21 protein-coding genes are annotated in these 21448 nt (G+C 59.7%); 15 read left to right on the top strand and 6 right to left on the bottom strand.

The annotated features are described in order from the left end of the window. Positions 1-176: 176 nt before the first annotated feature. From AC3Y64_RS27785 to AC3Y64_RS27760, 6 genes are all read left to right on the top strand, one after another. On the top strand, positions 177-2210 hold the full coding sequence (locus AC3Y64_RS27785; RefSeq protein ID WP_463558843.1) for an ABC transporter permease subunit: 2034 nt from the start codon (positions 177-179) through the stop codon (positions 2208-2210). Positions 2211-2226: 16 nt separating this feature from the next. Then, positions 2227-3897, top strand: a complete 1671-nt coding sequence (gene pstA / locus AC3Y64_RS27780) for a phosphate ABC transporter permease PstA (protein WP_489985912.1) — start codon at positions 2227-2229, stop codon at positions 3895-3897. A 184-nt stretch (positions 3898-4081) separates the two neighbouring features. Next, the gene (gene pstB, locus AC3Y64_RS27775) at positions 4082-4915 is read left to right on the top strand and encodes a phosphate ABC transporter ATP-binding protein PstB (RefSeq protein WP_042561817.1); all 834 of its coding nucleotides are present in this window, start codon (positions 4082-4084) and stop codon (positions 4913-4915) included. Positions 4916-5037: 122 nt separating this feature from the next. Further along, positions 5038-5799 carry a phosphate signaling complex protein PhoU gene (phoU, locus tag AC3Y64_RS27770; RefSeq protein WP_007954334.1) on the top strand — a complete coding sequence of 254 codons (762 nt, stop codon included), beginning with the start codon at positions 5038-5040 and terminating at the stop codon, positions 5797-5799. A 177-nt stretch (positions 5800-5976) separates the two neighbouring features. Further along, entirely contained in the window at positions 5977-6930 is a 954-nt protein-coding gene (locus AC3Y64_RS27765; protein WP_489985911.1) for a response regulator, read from the top strand. 211 nt (positions 6931-7141) lie between these two features. After that, a complete protein-coding gene (locus AC3Y64_RS27760) occupies positions 7142-8038 on the top strand; it encodes a peptidoglycan DD-metalloendopeptidase family protein (protein ID WP_158958408.1) in 897 nt (298 codons plus the stop codon). Positions 8039-8177: 139 nt separating this feature from the next. Here the strand turns inward: AC3Y64_RS27760 and AC3Y64_RS27755 are convergent, their stop codons facing one another. The 3 genes from AC3Y64_RS27755 to phoB form a co-directional block, all read right to left on the bottom strand. Continuing rightward, the gene (locus AC3Y64_RS27755; protein WP_158958406.1) at positions 8178-9518 is read right to left on the bottom strand and encodes a hemolysin family protein; all 1341 of its coding nucleotides are present in this window, start codon (positions 9516-9518) and stop codon (positions 8178-8180) included. Between the two features lie 110 nt (positions 9519-9628). After that, a complete protein-coding gene (gene phoR / locus AC3Y64_RS27750; RefSeq protein ID WP_489988037.1) occupies positions 9629-10915 on the bottom strand; it encodes a phosphate regulon sensor histidine kinase PhoR in 1287 nt (428 codons plus the stop codon). A 139-nt stretch (positions 10916-11054) separates the two neighbouring features. Further along, on the bottom strand, positions 11055-11744 hold the full coding sequence (gene phoB / locus AC3Y64_RS27745) for a phosphate regulon transcriptional regulator PhoB (RefSeq protein WP_007896474.1): 690 nt from the start codon (positions 11742-11744) through the stop codon (positions 11055-11057). Between the two features lie 151 nt (positions 11745-11895). Between phoB and AC3Y64_RS27740 the strand changes: the two genes are divergently transcribed. Next, on the top strand, positions 11896-12279 hold the full coding sequence (locus AC3Y64_RS27740; RefSeq protein ID WP_489985910.1) for a COG4315 family predicted lipoprotein: 384 nt from the start codon (positions 11896-11898) through the stop codon (positions 12277-12279). 84 nt (positions 12280-12363) lie between these two features. On the opposite strand, the gene ubiA is transcribed toward AC3Y64_RS27740, so the two are convergent. Next, positions 12364-13254 (bottom strand): 4-hydroxybenzoate octaprenyltransferase, encoded by an 891-nt coding sequence (gene ubiA, locus AC3Y64_RS27735; protein ID WP_489985909.1) that lies wholly within the window; start codon positions 13252-13254, stop codon positions 12364-12366. Beyond that, complete coding sequence (locus tag AC3Y64_RS27730) at positions 13254-13814, bottom strand: chorismate--pyruvate lyase family protein (protein WP_489985908.1); 561 nt, start codon at positions 13812-13814, stop codon at positions 13254-13256. Before AC3Y64_RS27730 ends, ubiA begins: the two co-directional genes overlap by 1 nt. A 201-nt stretch (positions 13815-14015) precedes the next feature. Here AC3Y64_RS27730 and AC3Y64_RS27725 point away from each other — a divergent pair, with 201 nt between their 5' ends. The 3 genes from AC3Y64_RS27725 to AC3Y64_RS27715 all read left to right on the top strand — a co-directional run bounded on the left by AC3Y64_RS27725 (position 14016) and on the right by AC3Y64_RS27715 (position 15817). Further along, positions 14016-14183 (top strand): rubredoxin, encoded by a 168-nt coding sequence (locus AC3Y64_RS27725; RefSeq protein WP_007954349.1) that lies wholly within the window; start codon positions 14016-14018, stop codon positions 14181-14183. Between the two features lie 19 nt (positions 14184-14202). After that, on the top strand, positions 14203-15351 hold the full coding sequence (locus AC3Y64_RS27720; protein ID WP_489985907.1) for an NAD(P)/FAD-dependent oxidoreductase: 1149 nt from the start codon (positions 14203-14205) through the stop codon (positions 15349-15351). Positions 15352-15541: 190 nt separating this feature from the next. After that, on the top strand, positions 15542-15817 hold the full coding sequence (locus tag AC3Y64_RS27715) for an HU family DNA-binding protein (protein ID WP_003213368.1): 276 nt from the start codon (positions 15542-15544) through the stop codon (positions 15815-15817). A gap of 97 nt (positions 15818-15914) precedes the next feature. Here AC3Y64_RS27715 and AC3Y64_RS27710 read toward each other — a convergent pair whose 3' ends face one another. Further along, entirely contained in the window at positions 15915-16601 is a 687-nt protein-coding gene (locus AC3Y64_RS27710) for a hypothetical protein (RefSeq protein ID WP_489985906.1), read from the bottom strand. Positions 16602-16974: 373 nt separating this feature from the next. On the opposite strand from AC3Y64_RS27710, the gene tssA reads away from it, so the two are divergent. From tssA to AC3Y64_RS27685, 5 genes are read left to right on the top strand one after another with little or no spacing between them, the layout of a single operon-like run. Beyond that, the gene (gene tssA, locus AC3Y64_RS27705) at positions 16975-18537 is read left to right on the top strand and encodes a type VI secretion system protein TssA (RefSeq protein ID WP_489985905.1); all 1563 of its coding nucleotides are present in this window, start codon (positions 16975-16977) and stop codon (positions 18535-18537) included. Positions 18538-18569: 32 nt separating this feature from the next. Then, positions 18570-19073 carry a type VI secretion system contractile sheath small subunit gene (tssB, locus tag AC3Y64_RS27700; RefSeq protein WP_003229587.1) on the top strand — a complete coding sequence of 168 codons (504 nt, stop codon included), beginning with the start codon at positions 18570-18572 and terminating at the stop codon, positions 19071-19073. Positions 19074-19098: 25 nt separating this feature from the next. After that, on the top strand, positions 19099-20574 hold the full coding sequence (gene tssC, locus AC3Y64_RS27695; protein WP_463398313.1) for a type VI secretion system contractile sheath large subunit: 1476 nt from the start codon (positions 19099-19101) through the stop codon (positions 20572-20574). A 9-nt stretch (positions 20575-20583) separates the two neighbouring features. Beyond that, entirely contained in the window at positions 20584-20991 is a 408-nt protein-coding gene (gene tssE / locus AC3Y64_RS27690; RefSeq protein ID WP_187677142.1) for a type VI secretion system baseplate subunit TssE, read from the top strand. A gap of 4 nt (positions 20992-20995) precedes the next feature. Next, positions 20996-21442, top strand: coding sequence for a hypothetical protein (locus AC3Y64_RS27685; protein ID WP_489985904.1), 447 nt, complete (start codon positions 20996-20998; stop codon positions 21440-21442). Positions 21443-21448: the final 6 nt, after the last annotated feature.

The following is a 21448-nucleotide window of genomic DNA, read 5'->3' as shown; positions in this document are numbered from 1 at the left end:
AACGCAAGCGCCGTATTCGCGCGCTCAAGGATCGCTTCACCCGCTGGTACGTCCTCGTTGGCGGTCTCGCGGTGCTGGCAGCCATCACCTTGATCTTCTTCTTCCTCGCCTACGTGGTTGCGCCGCTGTTCCAGGGCGCCGACCTGACCGCGAAAGACTCGATCACCCCAGCCTGGATGCAGGACGCCGGCAAGCCGCTGATGATTTCGCTCGAAGAGCAGAATCAGGTGGCGATGCGCGTTTCCGACAAGGGCCAGGCATTGTTCTTTGACATCGACAGTGGCGCTGAACTGAAGCGCGTCGATCTGCCGGTGCCTGCCGGTACAACCGTGACCTCGATTGGTGAAGACCAGCCGGGCCAACCACTGGTGGCCGTGGGCCTGTCCAACGGTCAGGCGCTGGTGTTCCGTCACACCTATAAAGTCAGCTACCCCGATGGCAAGAAAACCATCAGCCCGGCCATTGAGTATCCGTATGGCGAGGCGCCGATCGCGCTTAACGAAGCCGGCGGTGCGCTGGAACACGTCAGCCTGAACGCCACCGACACCACGTTGATGCTGGTGGGTTCGACCGGTTCGCAACTCAATGTGCTGTCGCTGACCAGCGAAGAAAACATGATGACCGGCGAAGTCACCAACGAGCAGAAGCGTATCGATCTGCCGCAGATGACCGAGTCGGTAAAAAACATCTTCGTCGACCCGCGTCAGCAGTGGCTGTACGTGGTCAACGGTCGTGCCCAGGCCGATGTGTTCAGCCTGCGCGACAAGAGCCTCAATGGTCGCTACAAACTGCTGGAAAACGCTGACGCCGAAGTCACTGCCACCACGCAACTGGTCGGCGGTATCTCGCTGATCGTCGGTGACTCCAAGGGTGGTCTGGCCCAGTGGTTCATGGCCCGCGACACCGATGGCGAGCAGCGTCTGAAGCAGATCCGCACCTTCCAGATGGGCACCGCGCCAATCGTTGAAATCACCGCTGAAGAACGTCGCAAAGGCTTCCTCGCGCTGGATGCCAGCGGCAAGCTCGGCGTGTTCCACAGCACCGCGCACCGCACCTTGCTGGTCGATCAGGTTGTTGAAGGCCAGGGCCTGTTCGGTCTGTCGCCACGCGCCAACCGTGTGATCGTCGAAGCCGGCGGCAAGCTGCAACCGCTGCTGCTCGACAACCCGCACCCGGAAGTTTCCTGGAGCGCGCTGTGGAGCAAGGTCTGGTACGAGAACTACGACGAGCCTAAATACGTCTGGCAATCGACTGCGGCCAACACCGATTTCGAACCGAAACTGAGCCTCTCGCCGCTGACCTTCGGCACCCTGAAAGCCGCCTTCTACGCGATGCTGCTGGCCGCGCCACTGGCTGTCGCCGCTGCGATCTACACCGCGTATTTCATGGCCCCGGGCATGCGCCGCAAGGTCAAACCGGTGATCGAGCTGATGGAAGCGATGCCGACGGTGATCCTCGGTTTCTTCGCCGGCCTGTTCCTCGCACCTTATGTAGAAGGGCATTTGCCGGGCATTTTCAGCCTGCTGATGTTATTGCCGATCGGCATTCTGGTCGCCGGTTTCACCTTCAGCCGTCTGCCTGAATCGATCCGCCTGAAAGTCCCGGACGGTTGGGAAAGTGCGCTGCTGATTCCGGTGATTCTGTTCGTGGGCTGGCTGTCGCTGTACATGAGCCCGTTCATGGAGAACTGGTTCTTCGGCGGCGACATGCGCATGTGGATCTCCCACGACCTGGGCATCACCTACGACCAGCGCAACGCACTGGTGGTCGGTCTGGCTATGGGCTTCGCGGTCATCCCGAACATCTACTCGATCGCTGAAGACGCAGTGTTCAGCGTGCCGCGTGGCCTGACCCTCGGCTCGCTGGCGCTCGGTGCCACACCGTGGCAGACCATGACTCGGGTGGTCATCCTGACTGCCAGCCCGGGGATCTTCTCGGCGCTGATGATCGGCATGGGCCGTGCGGTCGGCGAAACCATGATCGTGCTGATGGCCACCGGTAACACCCCGGTCATGGAAATGAACCTGTTCGAAGGCCTGCGCACCCTGGCCGCCAACGTCGCGGTGGAGATGCCCGAGTCGGAAGTCGGCGGCAGCCACTACCGCGTGCTGTTCCTCTCGGCGCTGGTGCTGCTGTTGTTCACCTTCGTCATGAACACCCTGGCAGAACTGATTCGTCAGCGTCTGCGCAAGAAATACTCGTCGCTTTAAGCAAAGGTAGAAGTCTGTGAAACAGAACTCCCTGAAAGGATGGTTCAAGAGCGGCGCCCCGGGCGTCTGGATCAGCGGTGGCGCGGTGTCCATCGCGGTCATCATGACCATTGGCCTGCTGGCCGTGATTGCCGTGCGCGGTCTGGGTCACTTCTGGCCGGCGGACCTGGTCCACGCCAACTACGACGTACCGGGTCAGGCCAATCACCTGGTCATCGGTGAAGTGGTACAGAAGGAAGAAGTGCCCCGTGCCCGTCTGAAGAGCGCCGGTTTGCCGGTGCCTGACGTCGGCCCGGAATTCATGACCCGCGAGCTGATCAAGGTCGGCAACCGCGATTTGAACGGCAACGACTTCACCTGGATCGTCGGCGAGTGGCTGACCAACCAGACCACGCCGCCAGAATTGATGGCGATCGAGCGTCGCGAGTGGGGCAACTTCTACGGCTACCTGGTCAACGTCAAACAGGACGGCAAAGTCATCGCCGAGGGCGAAGCTGCCTGGCCTGAGCTGCAGGCGCGGATCAACCGTGTGAACGGTTTGGCGGCACAACTGAAGTCGCTGGAAAAGACTGACATCGGTGCGATCAACGCAGGCCTGGAGCGCATCCGTCTGCACAGTCGCAAGCTGGAACTGGAAGGCAAGCTCGACGCCACTGCGCAAGCGGACATGGAATCCGAGCGCGCCGAGCTGAACGCGCGTTATCAGGACATCGAAGCACGTCTGGCCGATCTGCATGCGCAGTTCAACCGCGACGCGCTGACCGCTCGCGATGCCAACGGCAAAGAGATCGAAATCGGTCTGGGCAAAGTCGTTCACGCCTACCAGCCGAACGCGATGAGCACCTTCACCAAAGTTGGTTTCTACTTCGGCAAGATCTGGGAATTCCTTTCGGATGACCCGCGTGAAGCGAACACCGAAGGCGGGATTTTCCCGGCGATCTTCGGCACCGTGATGATGACGTTGATCATGGCGATGATCGTCACCCCGTTCGGCGTGCTGGCGGCGGTGTACCTGCGTGAATACGCCAAACAGAACACCCTGACGCGGATCATCCGTATCGCGGTGAACAACCTCGCTGGCGTGCCGGCGATCGTTTACGGCGTGTTCGGTCTGGGTTTCTTCGTTTACGTGCTCGGTGGTTCGGTCGATCGTCTGTTCTTCCCGGAAGCGCTGCCGGCACCAACTTTCGGTACACCGGGTCTGCTCTGGGCGTCGCTGACCCTGGCGCTGCTGGCGGTGCCGGTGGTGATTGTGGCGACCGAGGAAGGTCTGGCGCGTATCCCGCGTACGGTGCGTGAAGGCTCGTTGGCCCTCGGCGCGACCAAGGCTGAAACCTTGTGGAAGATTGTCATCCCGATGGCCAGCCCGGCGATGATGACCGGCATGATCCTCGCCGTGGCTCGCGCCGCCGGTGAAGTAGCGCCGCTGATGCTGGTGGGTGTGGTGAAACTGGCGCCGTCGCTGCCGGTGGACGGCAACTACCCGTACCTGCACCTGGACCAGAAGATCATGCACTTGGGCTTCCACATTTATGACGTCGGCTTCCAGAGCCCGAACGTCGAAGCGGCCCGCCCGCTGGTGTACGCCACGGCGCTGTTGCTGGTGCTGGTGATCGCCACGTTGAACCTGTCGGCGGTGTATATCCGCAACCACCTGCGTGAAAAATACAAAGCTTTGGACAGTTAACACAAATCCAGTGGGAGCTGGCTTGCCAGCGATGCAGACGACGCGGTGTTTCAGTTACACCGCAGTGATGCCATCGCTGGCAAGCCAGCTCCCACAGGGACCGCGACGAAAACTGAATTTGCGTTACCCGTTGGTTTGGCCAGCGGTTCAACAAACCGAATTTTGTTAGCACAGGGAGCCTCCCATGCAGCACGAAACACATACCCACGGCATCAACATGTCCGCCCTGGGCCGCGACAAGCAGAGCCTGAATCTCGAGCAGGAAACCGTGGCCATCGAAGTACCGGGCCTGAGCCTGTACTACGGCGAGAAACAAGCGCTGTTCGACGTCAGCATGAACATCCCGAAACAGCGCGTGACCGCCTTCATCGGCCCGTCCGGTTGCGGTAAGTCCACGCTGCTGCGCACTTTCAACCGCATGAACGACCTGGTTGACGGCTGCCGCGTCGAAGGCGCGATCAACCTGTACGGCAACAACATCTATCGCAAGGGCGAAGACGTCGCCGAACTGCGTCGTCGTGTCGGCATGGTGTTCCAGAAGCCCAACCCGTTCCCGAAGACCATCTACGAAAACGTCGTTTACGGCCTGCGCATCCAGGGCATCAACAAGAAGCGCATCCTCGACGAAGCGGTCGAGTGGGCGTTGAAAGGTGCGGCGCTGTGGGACGAAGTCAAAGATCGCCTGCATGAGTCGGCTCTCGGCCTGTCCGGTGGTCAGCAACAGCGTCTGGTCATCGCTCGCACCATCGCGGTTGAGCCGGAAGTGCTGCTGCTCGACGAACCGTGCTCGGCCCTCGACCCGATCTCGACGCTGAAAGTCGAAGAGCTGATCTACGAGTTGAAGTCCAAGTTCACCATCGTCATCGTTACGCACAACATGCAGCAGGCCGCGCGGGTGTCCGACTACACGGCGTTCATGTACATGGGCAAACTGGTGGAATTCGGCGACACCGATACCCTGTTCACCAATCCGGCGAAGAAGCAGACCGAAGACTACATCACCGGTCGTTATGGCTGATTGAAGCAGCCGCGAGCTTCAAGCTATGAGCGGCAAGTCAAAGCGGTTCAGCGTAAAGACAAATTTCAGCTTGCAGCGTGTAGCTTGCAGCTCTTGGTTAAACGCTTTTTCGGAGCGAATGCATGATTTCCAAAGAAGGCCTCACTCATCACATCTCTGCGCAGTTCAACGCCGAGCTTGAGGAAGTGCGCAGCCACCTCCTGGCCATGGGCGGACTGGTGGAGAAGCAGGTCAACGACGCGGTGACCGCGCTGATCGAGGCCGACTCCGGCCTGGCTCAGCAGGTGCGTGAGATCGACGACCAGATCAACCAGATGGAACGCAACATCGACGAAGAATGCCTGCGCATTCTCGCCCGTCGTCAGCCCGCAGCGTCCGACCTGCGCCTGATCATCAGCATCTCCAAGTCGGTGATCGACCTGGAGCGTATTGGCGACGAAGCGACCAAGATCGCCCGCCGCGCCATTCAGCTGTGCGAAGAAGGCGAGGCTCCGCGCGGTTACGTCGAGGTTCGTCACATTGGCGACCAGGTGCGCAACATGGTTCGCGATGCGCTGGACGCGTTTGCCCGTTTCGACGCCGACCTGGCGTTGTCGGTGGCGCAGTACGACAAGATCATCGACCGCGAGTACAAGACCGCGCTGCGTGAACTGGCGACCTACATGATGGAAGATCCGCGCTCTATCTCGCGCGTCTTGAGCATCATCTGGGTGCTGCGTTCGCTGGAGCGGATTGGTGACCACGCGCGCAACATTTCCGAATTGGTCATCTATCTGGTGCGCGGCACCGACGTGCGCCACATGGGCCTCAAGCGCATGAAAGAAGAAGTTGAAGGCACAAGCGGCGAAACCGCTAATGTTCCGGGCGATGCTGACGATAAGTAAGATTGCCTGAGAAAAGCGCCCGGCCCTTTGGCCGGGCGTTTTTGTTTCTGCTTTTCACAAGGCAGATCGAATTAAAAAGCAGCACCCGCGAACGAAAAGTCCCGGCGTGACTGAAGAGTTTTGGCAATGTGCCATCAGCCAGCGTTATGCTTGCCGGGATTTTAATAGGGGTGTTGGATGAGCAAGATCAGTGTGTTGGTCGTGGACGATGCTTCGTTCATTCGTGACCTGGTTAAAAAGTGCCTGCGTAATTACTTCCCGGGGATCCGCACCGAGGATGCCATCAACGGCAAAAAGGCCCAGGCCATGCTGGCCAGAGAGGCGTTCGACCTGGTCCTGTGCGATTGGGAAATGCCGGAAATGTCCGGTCTTGAACTGCTGACCTGGTGCCGCGAGCAAGACAATCTCAAGACCATGCCATTCGTCATGGTGACCAGCCGTGGCGACAAGGAAAACGTCGTACAGGCGATTCAGGCCGGCGTTTCCGGCTACGTCAGCAAGCCGTTCACCAACGAGCAACTGCTGACCAAGGTCAAGCAGGCGCTGAACAAGGTCGGCAAGCTCGACACCCTGATGAACAGCGCGCCGACCAAAATGAACTCGGCGTTCGGCAACGATTCCCTCAGCGCGTTGACGGGTGGCAAGCCCGCCGTCGTGGGTGGCGCCCCTGCTGCGGCGGTGAACCCGTTTGCCAAACCCGCCGCTGCCGCACCTGCGCCAGCCGCTGCGCCGTCCCGTGGTTTGCTCAACAGCCCACCGGTTCAGGCCCCAGCCGCGTCGAAAGCGCCGGCCGGTGGTCGTGGTCAGGGTCAATTGCGTCTGCCGAGCGGTACCCAGCAATGCGTGATCAAGGCCCTGAGCATCAAGGAAGCGCTGCTGGTGATCAAACGCACCGAGACCCTGCCGCAGATCCTCGACAGCGCCGTGCTCGATCTGGAGCAGGGCGACAACGCCGAAATCGCCCGTCTCAACGGCTACCTGCACGCCATCGTCGCGCATGAGCAGAAAGCCGACAGCGACTGGCTGCAACTGACCTTCCGCTTTGTCGACCAGGACGCGCAGAAGCTCGACTACATCTCCCGCCTGATCGCTCGCGGCACGGCGCAGAAGCACTTCGTTCCGGGCGCTTGATCTTCGTCGCCTGACAGACCGCTATCGCCAGCAGGGCTGGCTCCCACATTTGAAATGCATTCCAATGTGGGAGCCAGCCCTGCTGGCGAAGGGGCCATCAAAAGCACCACCCATCTCCTGCACCTGCCAATTTGAAACATCTGTCGACTAGCCTGGTCTGCTTCACCTGCTAGGCTCTTTTCCAGGCCTCCCTTTCGACAGACTCTTGCCCATGCTCGCGCGCCTGCTGTTTTTCTGTGGTCTGTTCATGGCCTGCACCTCGGCTGTGGCCATGACCATCTACAAATCCACCGATGCCAACGGAGTGGTTTCCTACAGCGACCGTCCGAGCAAAGGCGCGCAGGTGTTCGTCTTTCAGGACCGCATGGTCGAACGCCTCGAGCGCCAGGTGTACCTTGATATCAAAAAGCAGAAGGGCACCGACGTGGTGTTCGTGCGCAACGATCTGTATGCGCCGGTCAAAATTGCTCTGGCATTCACCGGCCTGAGCAACGTACGCGGCGCGCCGGCGCAAACCATCCATCGCGTGTTGCCCGCGCGCAGCAATACACGGTTGGCGCTACTGACTGCGGTGTCTGGCAAGCAGCCGCTGGTTTACACGCCGCAATTTCACTATTCCCTCGGCGATCCCGCTGGCATCGCGCAGGGCTATCGCTATCCGCTGCCGTGGCGTGGCGGGCCGTTCCGTCTGAGTCAGGGCGCCAACGGCCAATACAGCCACTATGGGCCGAAGAATCGTTATGCGATGGACATCGCCATGCCGGTAGGCACGCCGATCATTGCCGCGCGGGCGGGAGTGGTGGTGAAAACCGAGAATTCACAGAGCGGGCGCGGTTCGGATGCGTCCGGCAATTTTGTGCGGGTGCTGCATGACGACGGCACCATGGGCGTATATCTGCACCTTAAGCAAGGCTCGGTGAGCGTGCGCGAAGGGCAAAGGGTAGCGGTGGGCAGTCCGTTGGCGCTGTCCGGTAATACCGGCAACAGCAGCGGTCCGCACCTGCACTTTGTGGTGCAGCGCAATACGGGGGAGGGGCTGGTGTCGATCCCGTATCAGTTCGTGCAGCCGCTGGGGGCATTGCCCAACTTTGCGTTGGGCAAACAGTAAAAAGCAAAAGATCGTCCGATCGCGGCCCGAACCTTCGGCAGCTCCTACATTTGGAATGCGATCCCCTGTAGGAGCTGCCGAAGGTTCGGGCCGCGATCGGACGATCTCTTAGCAGGCAACACGGTTTCCCGCATTACACTCAATCCAGCATCAACACCTTGGCCAGCACAATCTTCGGCCCTTTCATCTTCTTGATGATGATGCGCAGACCTTCGACTTCCAGCACTTCTTCCTCTTCCGGCACCCGTTTCAGGGTTTCGTAGATCAGCCCGGCGAGGGTTTCCGCTTCGATGTGGTCGAGGTCGATGCCCAGCAGGCGTTCAACCTTGAACAGCGGCGTGTCACCACGCACCAGCAGTTTGCCCGGCTGATAAGCGAGGATCCCGCGCTCAGCCTTGCGGTGTTCGTCCTGAATATCGCCGACCAGCACTTCCAGTACGTCTTCCATGGTCAGGTAGCCGATGATGTTGCCGTCAGCCTCCTCGACCACCGCGAAGTGCGAGCCGCCCTTGCGGAACTGCTCCAGCAGCTGCGACAGCGGCATATGGCGCGACACGCGCTCCAGCGGACGGGTCAGTTCAGCCAGGTTGAACGACTCGGGAATGTGGTCCAGCGCCGCCAGTTCCAGCAGCAGATCCTTGATGTGCAGCAGGCCGACGAACTCCTGGCGCTCGCTGTCGTACACCGGATAGCGGCTGAACTTGTGGCGACGGAACATCGCCAGGATTTCTTTCAGCGGCGCATTGAATTCCAAGGTGATCAGGTCTTCGCGGGAGTTGGCCCAGTCGACCACTTCCAGCTCGCCCATTTCCACCGCCGAGGCCAGCACACGCATGCCCTGATCGCTCGGATCCTGGCCACGGCTGGAGTGCAGGATCAGTTTCAGTTCTTCGCGGCTGTAATGGTGTTCGTGGTGCGGGCCGGGTTCGCCCTGGCCGGCGATCCGCAGAATCGCGTTGGCGCTGGCGTTGAGCAGGTAGATCGCCGGGTACATCGCCCAGTAGAACAGGTACAGCGGCACCGCCGTCCACAGCGACAGCAGCTCGGGTTTGCGGATCGCCCAGGATTTCGGGGCCAGTTCGCCGACCACGATGTGCAGGTAGGAAATGATGAAGAACGCGGTGAAGAACGACACGCCTTTGACGATCTCAGGCGACTGCACGCCGACCGCGCTCAGCAGCGGCTCGAGAATGTGCGCGAAGGCCGGCTCACCGACCCAGCCGAGGCCAAGAGAGGCGAGGGTGATACCGAGCTGACACGCCGAGAGGTACGCATCGAGCTGACTGTGTACGGTGCGCAGGATGTGTCCGCGCCAGCCGTTCTGTTCAGCGATGGCCTCGACCCGGGTCGAGCGCAGTTTGACCATGGCGAACTCTGCCGCAACGAAAAAGCCGTTGAGCAAAACCAGGATCAGAGCAAAAAGGATCATGCCGAAATCGGCGAATATTGTTGCGAGGGACAAGCCAGGGGAAGGGTCCATGATGGAGTTTTGCGGGTTCCGTGTGATTCAAGAGAGGTAAAAGTCGCGCCTGAAAGGCAGGCACAAGTCAGCCAATGTAGCGGCTGACCTGACGATTGCCTAGTGCGAGATTACTCAGCGGTGCTGATCGTCCGTGCGCTGGCCACTTGTGCCGGAGCGAAATGGCAGGTGAAGGTGCTGCCATGGCCGGGCACACTGCTGATCTCCATGCGTGCGCGATGGCGCAGCAATACGTGTTTGACGATGGCCAGGCCAAGGCCGGTGCCGCCGGTGTTGGAGTTGCGGCTGGAGTCGACGCGGTAGAAGCGTTCGGTCAGGCGCGGCAGGTGTTTGCTGTCGATGCCGATCCCGGAATCCTGCACGCTCAGGTGCGCGCCCTGATCGTCGCCCCACCAGCGAATGCGGATGTTGCCCTCGGCCGGGGTGTACTTCACCGCGTTGAACACCAGATTGGAAAACGCGCTGCGCAATTCCGCCTCGCTGCCCTTGAGCAGCAGACCGGCGTCGGCTTCGAGGGTGATGCGTTGGTTCTTCGTGCCGGACAATTGCTGCGCATCGCTTTTGATCGATTGCAGCAGCGTGTCGACCTGCACGGGCTGGTTGTCCGACGGGTAATCGGTGGCTTCCAGCTTGGCCAGCAACAACAAGTCGTTGAGCAGCGTCTGCATGCGCCCGCCCTGTTGTTGCATCTGTTGCAGGGCACGGCTCCAGCGCGGATTAACCTCTTCGACGTTGTCGAGCAGGGTTTCCAGATAGCCGCAGATCACCGTCAGCGGCGTGCGCAATTCGTGGGAGACGTTGGCGATGAAGTCTTTGCGCATCTGTTCCAGCTGATGGATGCGTGTGACGTCGCGCACCAGCATCAAGTGTTCATTGTTGCCGTAGCGGGTCAGGTACAGCTGAATGCGCACGCGATCGTTGGTTGGCGAAGGGATTTCCAGCGGCTCGGCGTAGCTGTCCTGCTCGAAGTATTCCTTGAAGCGCGGATGCCGCACCAGGTTGGTCACCGGTTGGCCGCTGTCCTGCGGGGTCTTGAGGCCGAGCAGGGTTTCAGCGGCGCGGTTCCACCATTCCAGGTTGCCGTCGCTGTCGAGCATGATCACCGCGTCTTTCAGCGCAGCGGTGGACTCCTGCACCCGGTCAATCACCGCTTGCAGGCGTCCGCGCACGCGTTGGTCGCGGCGTTGCAGGTGGTAGATGCTGTCGAACACTTCGCCCCACAAGCCATAGCCATCGGGCGGCGCTTCGTCGGGTTGGTGCTGGCGCAACCATTCGTGCAGGCGCAGCAATTGCTTCAGTGTCCAGGCCAGATAAATCCCCAGACCCGCCGCAAGGCTCCAGCCGTAATAGCCGGTGATCAGGCCGATCACCAGGCAAGCGGTGACCAGCAACAGCATGTGGCGAATCAGGGTGCCATGCCAGTTTTGATTCACGGGGGCGTCCTTAACGCAGCTTCGAGTTTCAAGCCACAAGCTTCAAGTTAAAGCGGATCGGCTTCAACTTGCCGCCTGTAGCTAGACGCTTGCAGCTGCTGTTTTATGCCTTGGTGGAAAACCGATAGCCGGTGCCGCGCACGGTTTGTACCAGATTTTCGTAGGCGTCGCCGAGGGCCTTGCGCAGGCGGCGGATGTGCACGTCGACGGTGCGCTCTTCAACGTAGACGTTGCCGCCCCAGACCTGATCCAGCAACTGGCCACGGGTGTAGGCGCGTTCCTGGTGGGTCATGAAGAATTGCAGCAGACGGTATTCGGTCGGGCCCATCTCGGCAGGTTTGCCGTCGATGGTCACGCGGTGGCTGATCGGGTCGAGCAGCAGGCCACCGACTTCGATTGGCGCTTCGCCATCGGTCGGACCGGCGCGGCGCAGCACGGCTTTGAGGCGGGCGACCAGTTCGCGTGGGGAAAACGGTTTGGTGATGTAGTCGTCGGCGCCGACTTCAAGACCCTGGATCTTGTTGTCCTCTTCGCCCTTGGCGGTGAGCATGATGATCGGGATGTCTCCGGTCAGCTCGTCACGCTTGAGACGCCGCGCCAGTTCGATACCGGAGGTGCCGGGCAGCATCCAGTCGAGCAAGATCAGGTCCGGCTTGCGGTCGACGATGATGGCGTGTGCCTGCTGCGAGTTCTCTGCCTCGAGGCAGTCATAGCCGGCCATTTCCAACGCAACGGCGATCATTTCGCGAATGGGCGCTTCGTCGTCGACGATCAGAATGCTCCTGCCAACCATGCCTTAATCCTCTTGTCATTTAACTGTCTTGCGCCGCATTAGATAACGGAATTATTGCAGTCGTGTGACAGTATTTTCGTCCGGCAGCGATTGTGCAAATCCTGAACTAAGCTCTAAGTCCGAATCCTGACAACCACAAAAGAAGGTTTCCATGACTCAAATGACTGTTTCCTTTAAAGCACTGCTGATGGCTGCCGCCCTGACTCTGCCTGGATTTGCACTGGCTGCTGATCCTGCGATGGAAAAAGACGGGATGTTTACTGACCACCACGGCATGACCCTGTACACCTTCGCCAAGGACTCAGGTGGCAAGTCGATGTGCAACGACAAATGCGCTACCAACTGGCCGCCGTTGATGGCGACGGCGGGTGACAAGTCGATGGGTGACTGGACTGTTATCAAACGCGACGATGGCAAGATGCAGTGGGCCTACCAAGGCATGCCGCTGTACACCTTCGTGATGGACAAGAAGGCTGGTGACATGACTGGTGAAGGCAAAATGGACGGCGCCTGGAAAGTCGCCAAAGCCAAGTAACCGCAAAAGATCGCAGCCTGCGGCAGCTCCTACATTGGAATGTGTACGCCCTGTAGGAGCTGCCGCAGGCTGCGATCTTTTCAGTCAGCGCAATGCGTAATCCAGCACGATCCCGGCGAAAATCGCCAATCCGGCCCAGTGATTGTGCAAAAACGCCTTGAAGCAGCGCATCCGGTCGCGATCTCGCGTGTACCAGAACTGCCACGCATAACACCCGGCAGCCACCAGCAAGCCAAGATGGAACCACGTCCCCAACTCGAACTTCGACCCCGCCAGCAACAGACAGCCCAATGACAGCGCCTGCAAACTCAGGATGATCACCCGGTCTGCCTCGCCAAACAGAATCGCCGTCGACTTCACGCCAATCTTCAGATCGTCATCGCGATCGGTCATCGCGTAGTACGTGTCGTAACCCACCGTCCACAACAGGTTGGCGATCCACAGCAACCACGCCGCCGCCGGCAGCTCGCCAGTCTCGGCGGTGAACGCCATCGGCATGCCCCACGAGAACGCCGCACCCAGCACCACTTGCGGGTAATAGGTGTAGCGCTTCATGAACGGATACGTGAACGCCAGCGCCAGACCGCCCAACGACAGCCAAATGGTCGGCGCGTTGGTGCACAGCACCAGCACAAAACTCACGCCCATCAACAGCGCGAAGAACACCAGCGCTTCTTTCGAACTGATTCTGCCGGCAGCCAATGGCCGTTGCGCGGTGCGTTTGACGTGGCCATCAACTTTGCGATCCGCCCAGTCGTTGATCACGCAACCACCAGCACGGGTGAGGATCACGCCGAGGACGAAAATCACCACGTTGGCCAGCGACGGCGAGCCCTTGCCGGCAATCCACAACGCCCACAGCGTCGGCCACAGCAGCAGATAGATGCCGATGGGCTTGTCCATCCGGGTCAACTGAATGAAGTCCCACGCGCGCGGGTTCAATCGGTTCAGGGACTTGAGCAGGCTCTGATACATCAGCAATTCTCCGGATGGGCGCGGGCGGCGCTCCACAGGCTCGGCAGGAAGATTTCCGCGACCAGTACGCTCAACGCACCACGGTCGAAACGGGAGCGACGTCCCCACAGTTTCGACGCTTTGGCGGCTTGCGGCAGCCATGCTTCAGGGTAGTGGCAGACTTCGATGGCGCGGCGCTGGAACGCCTGATCGCAAAACAGCAATTCCCCCAGCGAGCGACTGCCCAATTCGTCCATGTGCAAACCGTCGCCCTGCAGGGCGGCGCGCGAGGCCACGCTGCGGGCGAAGACCCAAGCTTCACCGTGGCCGTGCAAATACACTTCGCGCACCCAGCCTTCGCTGCCTTCGGCCAGATCCAGCGCGGCGCATTCGTCGGCGCGCAAGGTGTCCCAACCTTCGAACAACGGTGTCACGCTGAAGCCATCGTTGGATAAACGGGTGAGTCGGCGGGTCAGGGAGCCTTCGTCGAACAGCCAGTCCAGCGTCAACGAATCGGGGAGGGGCGTCAGTTGGCTTTGGGGCAGCCAGAGCGGGGCCGGGGAGGAATTTGTCTGTTGCACAATGAGTCATTATTGGCCGCAAATGAGGCGGCGAGCTTAACATGGCGGGCGCCGGTATTGATTGCTCCGGGTCGCCATTGCGCCGAACAGGCTTGCATCTGCCCGGCTCCATCAGTACAAAACGCCCTGAGCCGGATGGCAGCGCAACACCCATCGACCATCCGCGCCGGCAATAAGCCTGAACCCTGAGGAAGTACCTGAATGAAAAAGTGGCAATGTGTGGTCTGCGGCCTGATCTACAACGAAGCCGACGGCTGGCCGGATGACGGCATTGCGCCGGGCACCCTGTGGCAGGACGTGCCGGAAGACTGGCTGTGCCCGGACTGCGGCGTCGGCAAGATGGACTTCGAAATGATCGAAATCAACTAAGCAAATTCTGGGAGTAAGCATGAGCGCACCTGTCGTCATCGTAGGCACTGGCCTGGCGGGCTATAACCTGGCCCGTGAGTTTCGCAAACTCGACAGCGAAACCCCGCTGCTGTTGATCACCGCCGATGACGGGCGCTCTTACTCCAAGCCGATGCTCTCCACCGGATTCGGCAAGAACAAGGACGCCGACGGCCTGAGCATGGCCGAACCCGGCGCCATGGCCGAGCAATTGAAGGCCGAAGTGCGCACGCACACACGCATCAGCGGCATCGACGCGGGCCACAAGCGTCTGTGGATCGGTGAAGAAGCTGTGAGCTATCGCGACCTGATTCTCGCCTGGGGCGCGGAAACCGTACGCGTGCCGATCGAAGGCGATGGCGCCGATCTGGTGTTCCCGATCAACGATCTCGAAGACTACGCGCGTTTCCGTGCGGCAGCGGCCGGCAAACGCCGCGTGCTGTTGCTGGGCGCCGGCCTGATCGGCTGCGAATTCGCCAACGACCTCATCCTCGGTGGCTACGAAGTGCAACTGGTGGCGCCGTGCGAACAAGTCATGCCGACCCTGCTGCACCCGGCGGCTGCCGCAGCCGTGCAGGCCGGGCTGGAGAGTCTCGGTGCGAAATTCCACCTCGGTCCGGTGCTGACCCGCCTGCAGAAAGTCGCTGACGGTCTGGAAGCGCACCTGTCCGACGGTCAGGTCATCCCGTGCGACGTGGTGGTGTCGGCGATTGGCCTGCGCCCACGCATCGATCTGGCGGCCGCTGCGGGCGTGCAGGTCAATCGCGGCGTCGTGGTGGATCGCCATCTGAAGACTTCCCACGCCAATATCTATGCCTTGGGTGACTGCGCCGAAGTCGATGGGCTGAATCTGCTGTACGTGATGCCCCTCATGAGCTGTGCGCGAGCGCTGGCACAAACCCTCGCCGGAAACCCTACTGCCGTTAGCTACGGCCCGATGCCGATCACCGTGAAAACCCCGGTTTGCCCGTTGGTGGTTTCGCCGCCGCCACGCGGTAGCGAAGGCGTTTGGAGCGTTGAAGGGCAAGGCGCCAACATCAAGGCCCTGTGCCACAGCGCCGACGGTCAGTTGCTCGGCTATGCGCTGACCGGTGCCGCCGTCATGGAAAAACTCGCGCTGAACAAACAGCTTCCGGCCCTGCTGGCGTAAATACCGGTCGTTCTGTCGGAATCACCCCGCGTTTGCCCCCACAAAGGTCGTAGTGAGACTGGCGCAGGCCTTGTCCGCGTGCCATTCTCACTCCCGTCTGCCGCAGAGTAGAGCCTGCGGCGCCTTGGGCGCTGTTCCAACGAGAACAGCACGGACATAACAACAAAAAACCGTCAAAGGGGCTTCACTAATGCGTAAACCAGAACTCGCCGCTGCAATCGCTGAAAAAGCAGACCTGACCAAAGAACAGGCCAACCGCGTACTCAACGCCGTTCTCGAAGAAATCACCGGCGCTCTGCACCGCAAGGACAGCGTGACGCTGGTAGGCTTCGGCACCTTCCTGCAACGCCACCGCGGCGCTCGCACCGGCAAAAACCCGCAAACCGGCGAGCCGGTGAAAATCAAGGCCAGCAACACCGTTGCGTTCAAGCCAGGCAAATCGTTGAAAGACAGCGTCAATCCATAAGTGCGGCGGATCCCCTGGATAGCGGGGGGAACACCGTCATAAAAAATGGGCACACCGATTGCGGTCGGGTGCCCATTTTTTGTGGCTGCAAGCCTGGTTATTGGCGGCGGAAGCAGGCTTTGCCATTGCCGAAGTCTACGGCCAGGCAGTTGGGTTCGATGGCTAATTGCAGATCCTGAAACAGGACAGACAGATCGTTATCGGAAGCAGGCTTCGTTGCGCTTTTCAGCGTCAGTATTTCCTTGTCCACCTGCCAGGTGCCTTTGGCAAAACCGTCGGCACTCCCATACGCCACGCCCGCGTCAAAGGTGCCGTCCTTGCGCAGCAGCAATTCAGCGCCCATTTCCATGGCGCCGACCAGGTAGTAATGGCCGTCCAGTGAGGGGGTGTCCGCGGATGCTTGGGTGGCGGGAAGCCAAATCAGCGTGGCAAGAAAAAGCGTTTTCAATTCCATGTGTTGAGTCTCCTTCCGGCTCCAGAAAGGGCGCGGTATTTTCGATGTGGGCTTTGGCTCCAGCGGCAGATGTATAAAAGCTTTCTTGCGGCTGATGTAAGAAGTGTTTGCGACAGGTGTCAGAAAGATCCGCATTGTAAGGTGTTGTGTAAACGGGCGGAAATGCCCGCTGGTGGCTGATTCGATAACTATTGAGTTAGCACCAATGTGCAGTATTTCCGGTAATTTGATAGTTTCATACAATTCTTTGCCATCAAATTGATGGCACTTTTTTGCTTCGCCATTGTCTTCGCGGAATTGTTCAAATAAGCCCGTGAGTTTTCGGAACATTCCTACTTCTATTTTTTTCAAGAGTTGTCATGCTTGCCGCCGTGTATAGAGACGGGCGTAAGGCAGGATGCCCAATAGGTGGGTCGGAGCGCTCTAGCTCAGGGTTTTGGCAGGAGGCAGGGAAATGCGGTGAATATAAATGACTCTCAGGGATTCCCTTGCGGCATATAGGGCAATCTCCTACAGACCCCAATGAACACTTCGTCTTGTTGTTTAATCAGATGCTTGCTAGTGGCCATCATAGTGATTACGATGCGCCCACTTGAAAGAGCACAACTCAATTGGATGAGTCCGTTGCACCGCTCTTTGATACTGTCCCGCGCCGCCGCAACTCCAATAGGCGCCTGACTGTAATCCTTAATAAAGGCCATGGATGTCCTACTCAAGCAAACTTTCCGCCCATTACCTCGAACTCGCTAAAGTCTCTGTTTCCAAAGAGAATTTCGCGGGCGAAGACGTTCGTTTCTCGAGCGAATTCGAGGCGCTGGAAAGCGAGCTGGCCAAAGCCTCGTCGATGCACGAAAGCGGGCAGATCGACTGGCTGAAAATTCGCGAAAACAGCGAAAATCTTCTGCGTACCCAATCCAAGGATCTGCGTGTCGGCGCCTGGCTGACGTGGTCGCTGTACCAGCGCGAATCCTTCCCCGGCCTCCTTGCCGGCCTCGGGTTGCTACACCACCTGTCGGAACACAACTGGGCCGACGTTCACCCGCTCAAATCCCGCACCCGAGCCGCCGCCATTGGCTGGCTGGTGCCACGTCTCGAGCAGGTCATTACCGAAAATATTGCGATCAAAGAGCAGTTGCCGATGTTCCGGCAGCTGTCCGAGCACCTGTCCGGTCTCGAAGCGGCGTGTGCTGAGCATTTGGGCGATGACTCGCCGCTGCTGCTGCCGATCTCCCGTCGCCTGAAGACCATGATCCAGCGCGCTGCCGACAATCAGCCGGCTCCCGGTGTGGTCGGTGCGGCGGTGGCGCAAGTCAAACAGGCCGCGAGCCAGTTGCTCACTCCTGGCGCGCCGATCGACAACGAACGAGAAGCGCATAAGGCCCTGCGCGCCCAACAGGAAAGCGCTCGTCCACTTTGTGCGTGGTGGCTCAAACAGAAAGCCACCGACCTGCGTGCCCTGCGCCTGAACCGCACGCTGCTGTGGATGACCATCGACGCCGTACCCGAGCGCAACGCCGAGCAGATCACCGTGCTGCGCGGCTTGCCGCTGGAAAAACTCAAGCTTTATCAGGACCGTTTCGATCAGGGCAAATACGCCGACCTGCTGGTGGAACTGGAGGCGAGCCTGGCGAAGGCGCCGTTCTGGTTCGATGGCCAGAGGATGGTCTGGGAATGTCTCCAGAACCTCAACGCCGAGTTGGCAATGCGCGAAGTGGAAATCCACTTCGCGCTTTTGGTTCAACGGCTGCCCGGCATCGTCGAGTTGCGCTTCCATGACGGCGCGCCGTTTGCCGATCCGTCCACCCGGGCGTGGATCGCCGCCAACGTCATGCCGCATCTGCAAAGCGCCAGCGCGCCGCGCAAGGTCGAAAGCGAAAACGTCGAAACCCAGCCGGCCTGGGAAAAGGCCCTCGAAGAAGTCCTGCCGCTGCTGCGCAAGGAAGGCCTGAAGCCTGCCGTGCAGACGCTCAAGCAAGGCTTGCAGTCGGCCCACGGCGGTCGCGAACGCTTCTTTTGGCAGTTCGCCCTCGCGCGCCTGTGCTTCATGGCCAAGAAATACGAACTGGCCAAGAACCAACTGGAAACCCTCGATCAGACATTACAGGACTCAGGCCTGCACGCCTGGGAGCCCGATCTTGCATTGGAAGTGCTGCATTTACTGCATAGCTGCTGCGAGTTGTTGCCGCAGAACCATGCCGTACGTGAACGCAAGGAAGAGATTTATCGCAGGCTGTGCCACCTCGATCTCGAAGTGGTACTCGAATAGGCCCCAGGGCCACAACCGCAAGGAGAAAAGCCATGGCCAAAGAAGGCTCGGTAGCCCCCAAGGAACGCATCAACGTCACCTTCAAACCCGCCACCGGCGGTGCTCAGGAAGAGATTGAACTGCCGCTGAAGCTGCTGGCAATCGGTGACTACACCCACCGCAAGGACGATCGCAAAATCGAAGATCGCAAGCCGATCAGCATCGACAAGATGACCTTCGACGAAGTGTTGGCCAAGCAAGAACTGGGTCTGACGCTGAGCGTGCCGAACCGTCTGCAGGAAGATGGCGAGGCCGACGAGCTGGCTGTGCAACTGCGCGTCAATTCGATGAAGGACTTCAACCCGGCCAGCCTGGTCGAGCAAGTGCCTGAGCTGAAAAAACTGATGGAACTGCGCGATGCGCTGGTGGCCCTCAAAGGCCCGCTGGGTAACGCACCTGCGTTCCGTAAAGCGATCGAAGGCGTGCTCGCCGACGACGAATCCCGCGGTCGCGTACTCGGTGAGCTGGGCCTGAACGCCGCAGCCCCGGACGCCTGAGACTCCAGCCAAGGAAGCCAACACAATGAGCACTAGCGCAGCACAAGAGAAGAGCGCCGCCGGCGGCGAATACAGCATTCTCGACAGCATCATCGCCGAAACCCGTCTGACTCCGGACGACGAAGCCTACGACATCGCCAAGCGCGGTGTGTCGGCGTTCATCGAAGAACTGCTCAAACCGCAGAACAACGGTGAGCCGGTCAAGAAAGCCATGGTTGACCGCATGATCGCCGAGATCGATGCCAAGCTCAGCCGTCAGATGGACGAGATCCTGCACCACCCGGATTTCCAGGCCCTGGAATCGTCGTGGCGTGGTCTGCAGTTGCTGGTCGACCGCACCAACTTCCGCGAAAACATCAAGATCGAAATCCTCAACGTCTCGAAAGAAGACCTGCTGGACGATTTCGAAGATTCGCCGGAAGTCATGCAGTCGGGCCTTTACAAGCACATTTACACCGCTGAATACGGCCAGTTTGGTGGTCAGCCTGTGGGCGCGATCATCGCTAACTACTACATGTCTCCAAGCTCGCCAGACGTCAAGCTGATGCAGTACGTGGCCAGCGTTTCGTGCATGTCCCACGCGCCGTTCATCGCTGCTGCCGGTCCGAAGTTCTTCGGTCTGGAAAGCTTCACCGGCCTGCCGGATCTGAAAGATCTGAAAGACCACTTCGAAGGCCCGCAATTCGCCAAATGGCAGAGCTTCCGTACTTCGGAAGACTCCCGCTACGTTGGCCTGACCGTGCCGCGTTTCCTGCTGCGTAACCCGTACGATCCGGAAGAAAACCCGGTCAAATCGTTCGTGTACAAGGAAACCGTTGCCAACAGCCACGAGCACTACCTGTGGGGCAATACCGCTTACGCGTTCGGCACCAAGCTGACCGACAGCTTCGCCAAATTCCGCTGGTGCCCGAACATCATCGGCCCACAGAGCGGTGGCGCGGTTGAAGATCTGCCTCTGCACCATTTCGAAAGCATGGGCGAAATCGAAACCAAGATTCCTACTGAAGTTCTGGTTTCCGACCGTCGTGAATACGAACTGGCCGAGGAAGGCTTCATCTCCCTGACCATGCGTAAAGGCTCCGACAACGCGGCGTTCTTCTCCGCCAGCTCGGTGCAGAAGCCGAAGTTCTTCGGCATCAGCGCTGAAGGCAAGGCTGCAGAGCTGAACTACAAGCTCGGCACCCAACTGCCGTACATGATGATCGTCAACCGCTTGGCTCACTACTTGAAAGTGCTGCAGCGCGAGCAACTCGGTTCGTGGAAAGAACGTACCGACCTCGAGCTGGAACTGAACAAGTGGATCCGCCAGTACGTTGCCGACCAGGAAAACCCGAGCGCCGAAGTGCGTGGCCGTCGTCCGCTGCGCGCTGCGCAAGTGATCGTCAGCGACGTTGAAGGCGAGCCGGGCTGGTACCGCGTGAGCTTGAACGTGCGTCCGCACTTCAAGTACATGGGTGCCGATTTCACCCTGTCGCTGGTTGGCAAGCTGGACAAAGAGTAAGAGCGACTCATGGACGGATACGGCAGTCTTTTCGAACGCCTCAACGGCGATGCGGAACAGCGCAAAGGCAGGAGCCTCGAGGCTTCAGCCATGGCGTCTGTGGCTGCCCATCTGGCCAAAATGCTCAGCACCCGGGCCGGCAGCGTGCAAACGCTGTCCGACTACGGGTTGCCCGATCTCAATGACATGCGCCTGAGCCTGCACGATTCCCTGAGTCAGGCCCGCCTGGCCATCGAAAGCTTCATCGAAGCCTACGAACCGCGCCTGAGCAACGTGCGTGTCATTTCCCTGCCGCGTGACCACGATCAGCTTCGCCTGGCCTTCAGCATTGAAGGCTTGCTGGAAGTTGAAGGGTTCAAGCGTCAGGTCAGTTTTTCCGCGCGCCTGGATGGCAGCGGACAAGTGAAGGTGAATTAGGACCATGCGAGGGAGCGCCGTGAATCCGGGTGCGTTGGCGAAGTGGGGGCGTGGCGTGTTGCTATTTCTCGCCCTGACGGCTGCTGCCCTGGTTTCAGCTGCCTGTTACGTGAAAACGACGGCGGCACGGCTGGCTCACGAGTATTCCACTGACTGGAACGATGCGGGTACGTGCTTCATCCGCTCCTACATTCCGCAGTATTCGGCCGTCGGCATACCGGGAATGATTTTCAAGCTGTTTGCCAGCGAAGCATTTTTCCGCGTTTATGCAAAAGACGGCACATTGCTGAAGTCATCCGAATGGCTGCTCTGGCAGAACGAGTTCACCACCGATGAACGCTCGCAGTGGGTATACGGTCACGCGATCTACCCGACAGCGACGGGTTACGAGGGCTGGAATATTCCGGTGTGTGCTCAAGAAATGAACAGTCATCAAGCCAAGGTCAACTAAGGAGAA

The organism is Pseudomonas sp. 4CAES_32.4 (assembly GCF_058136335.1).
This window is presented reverse-complemented; position numbering and strand designations above follow the sequence as displayed.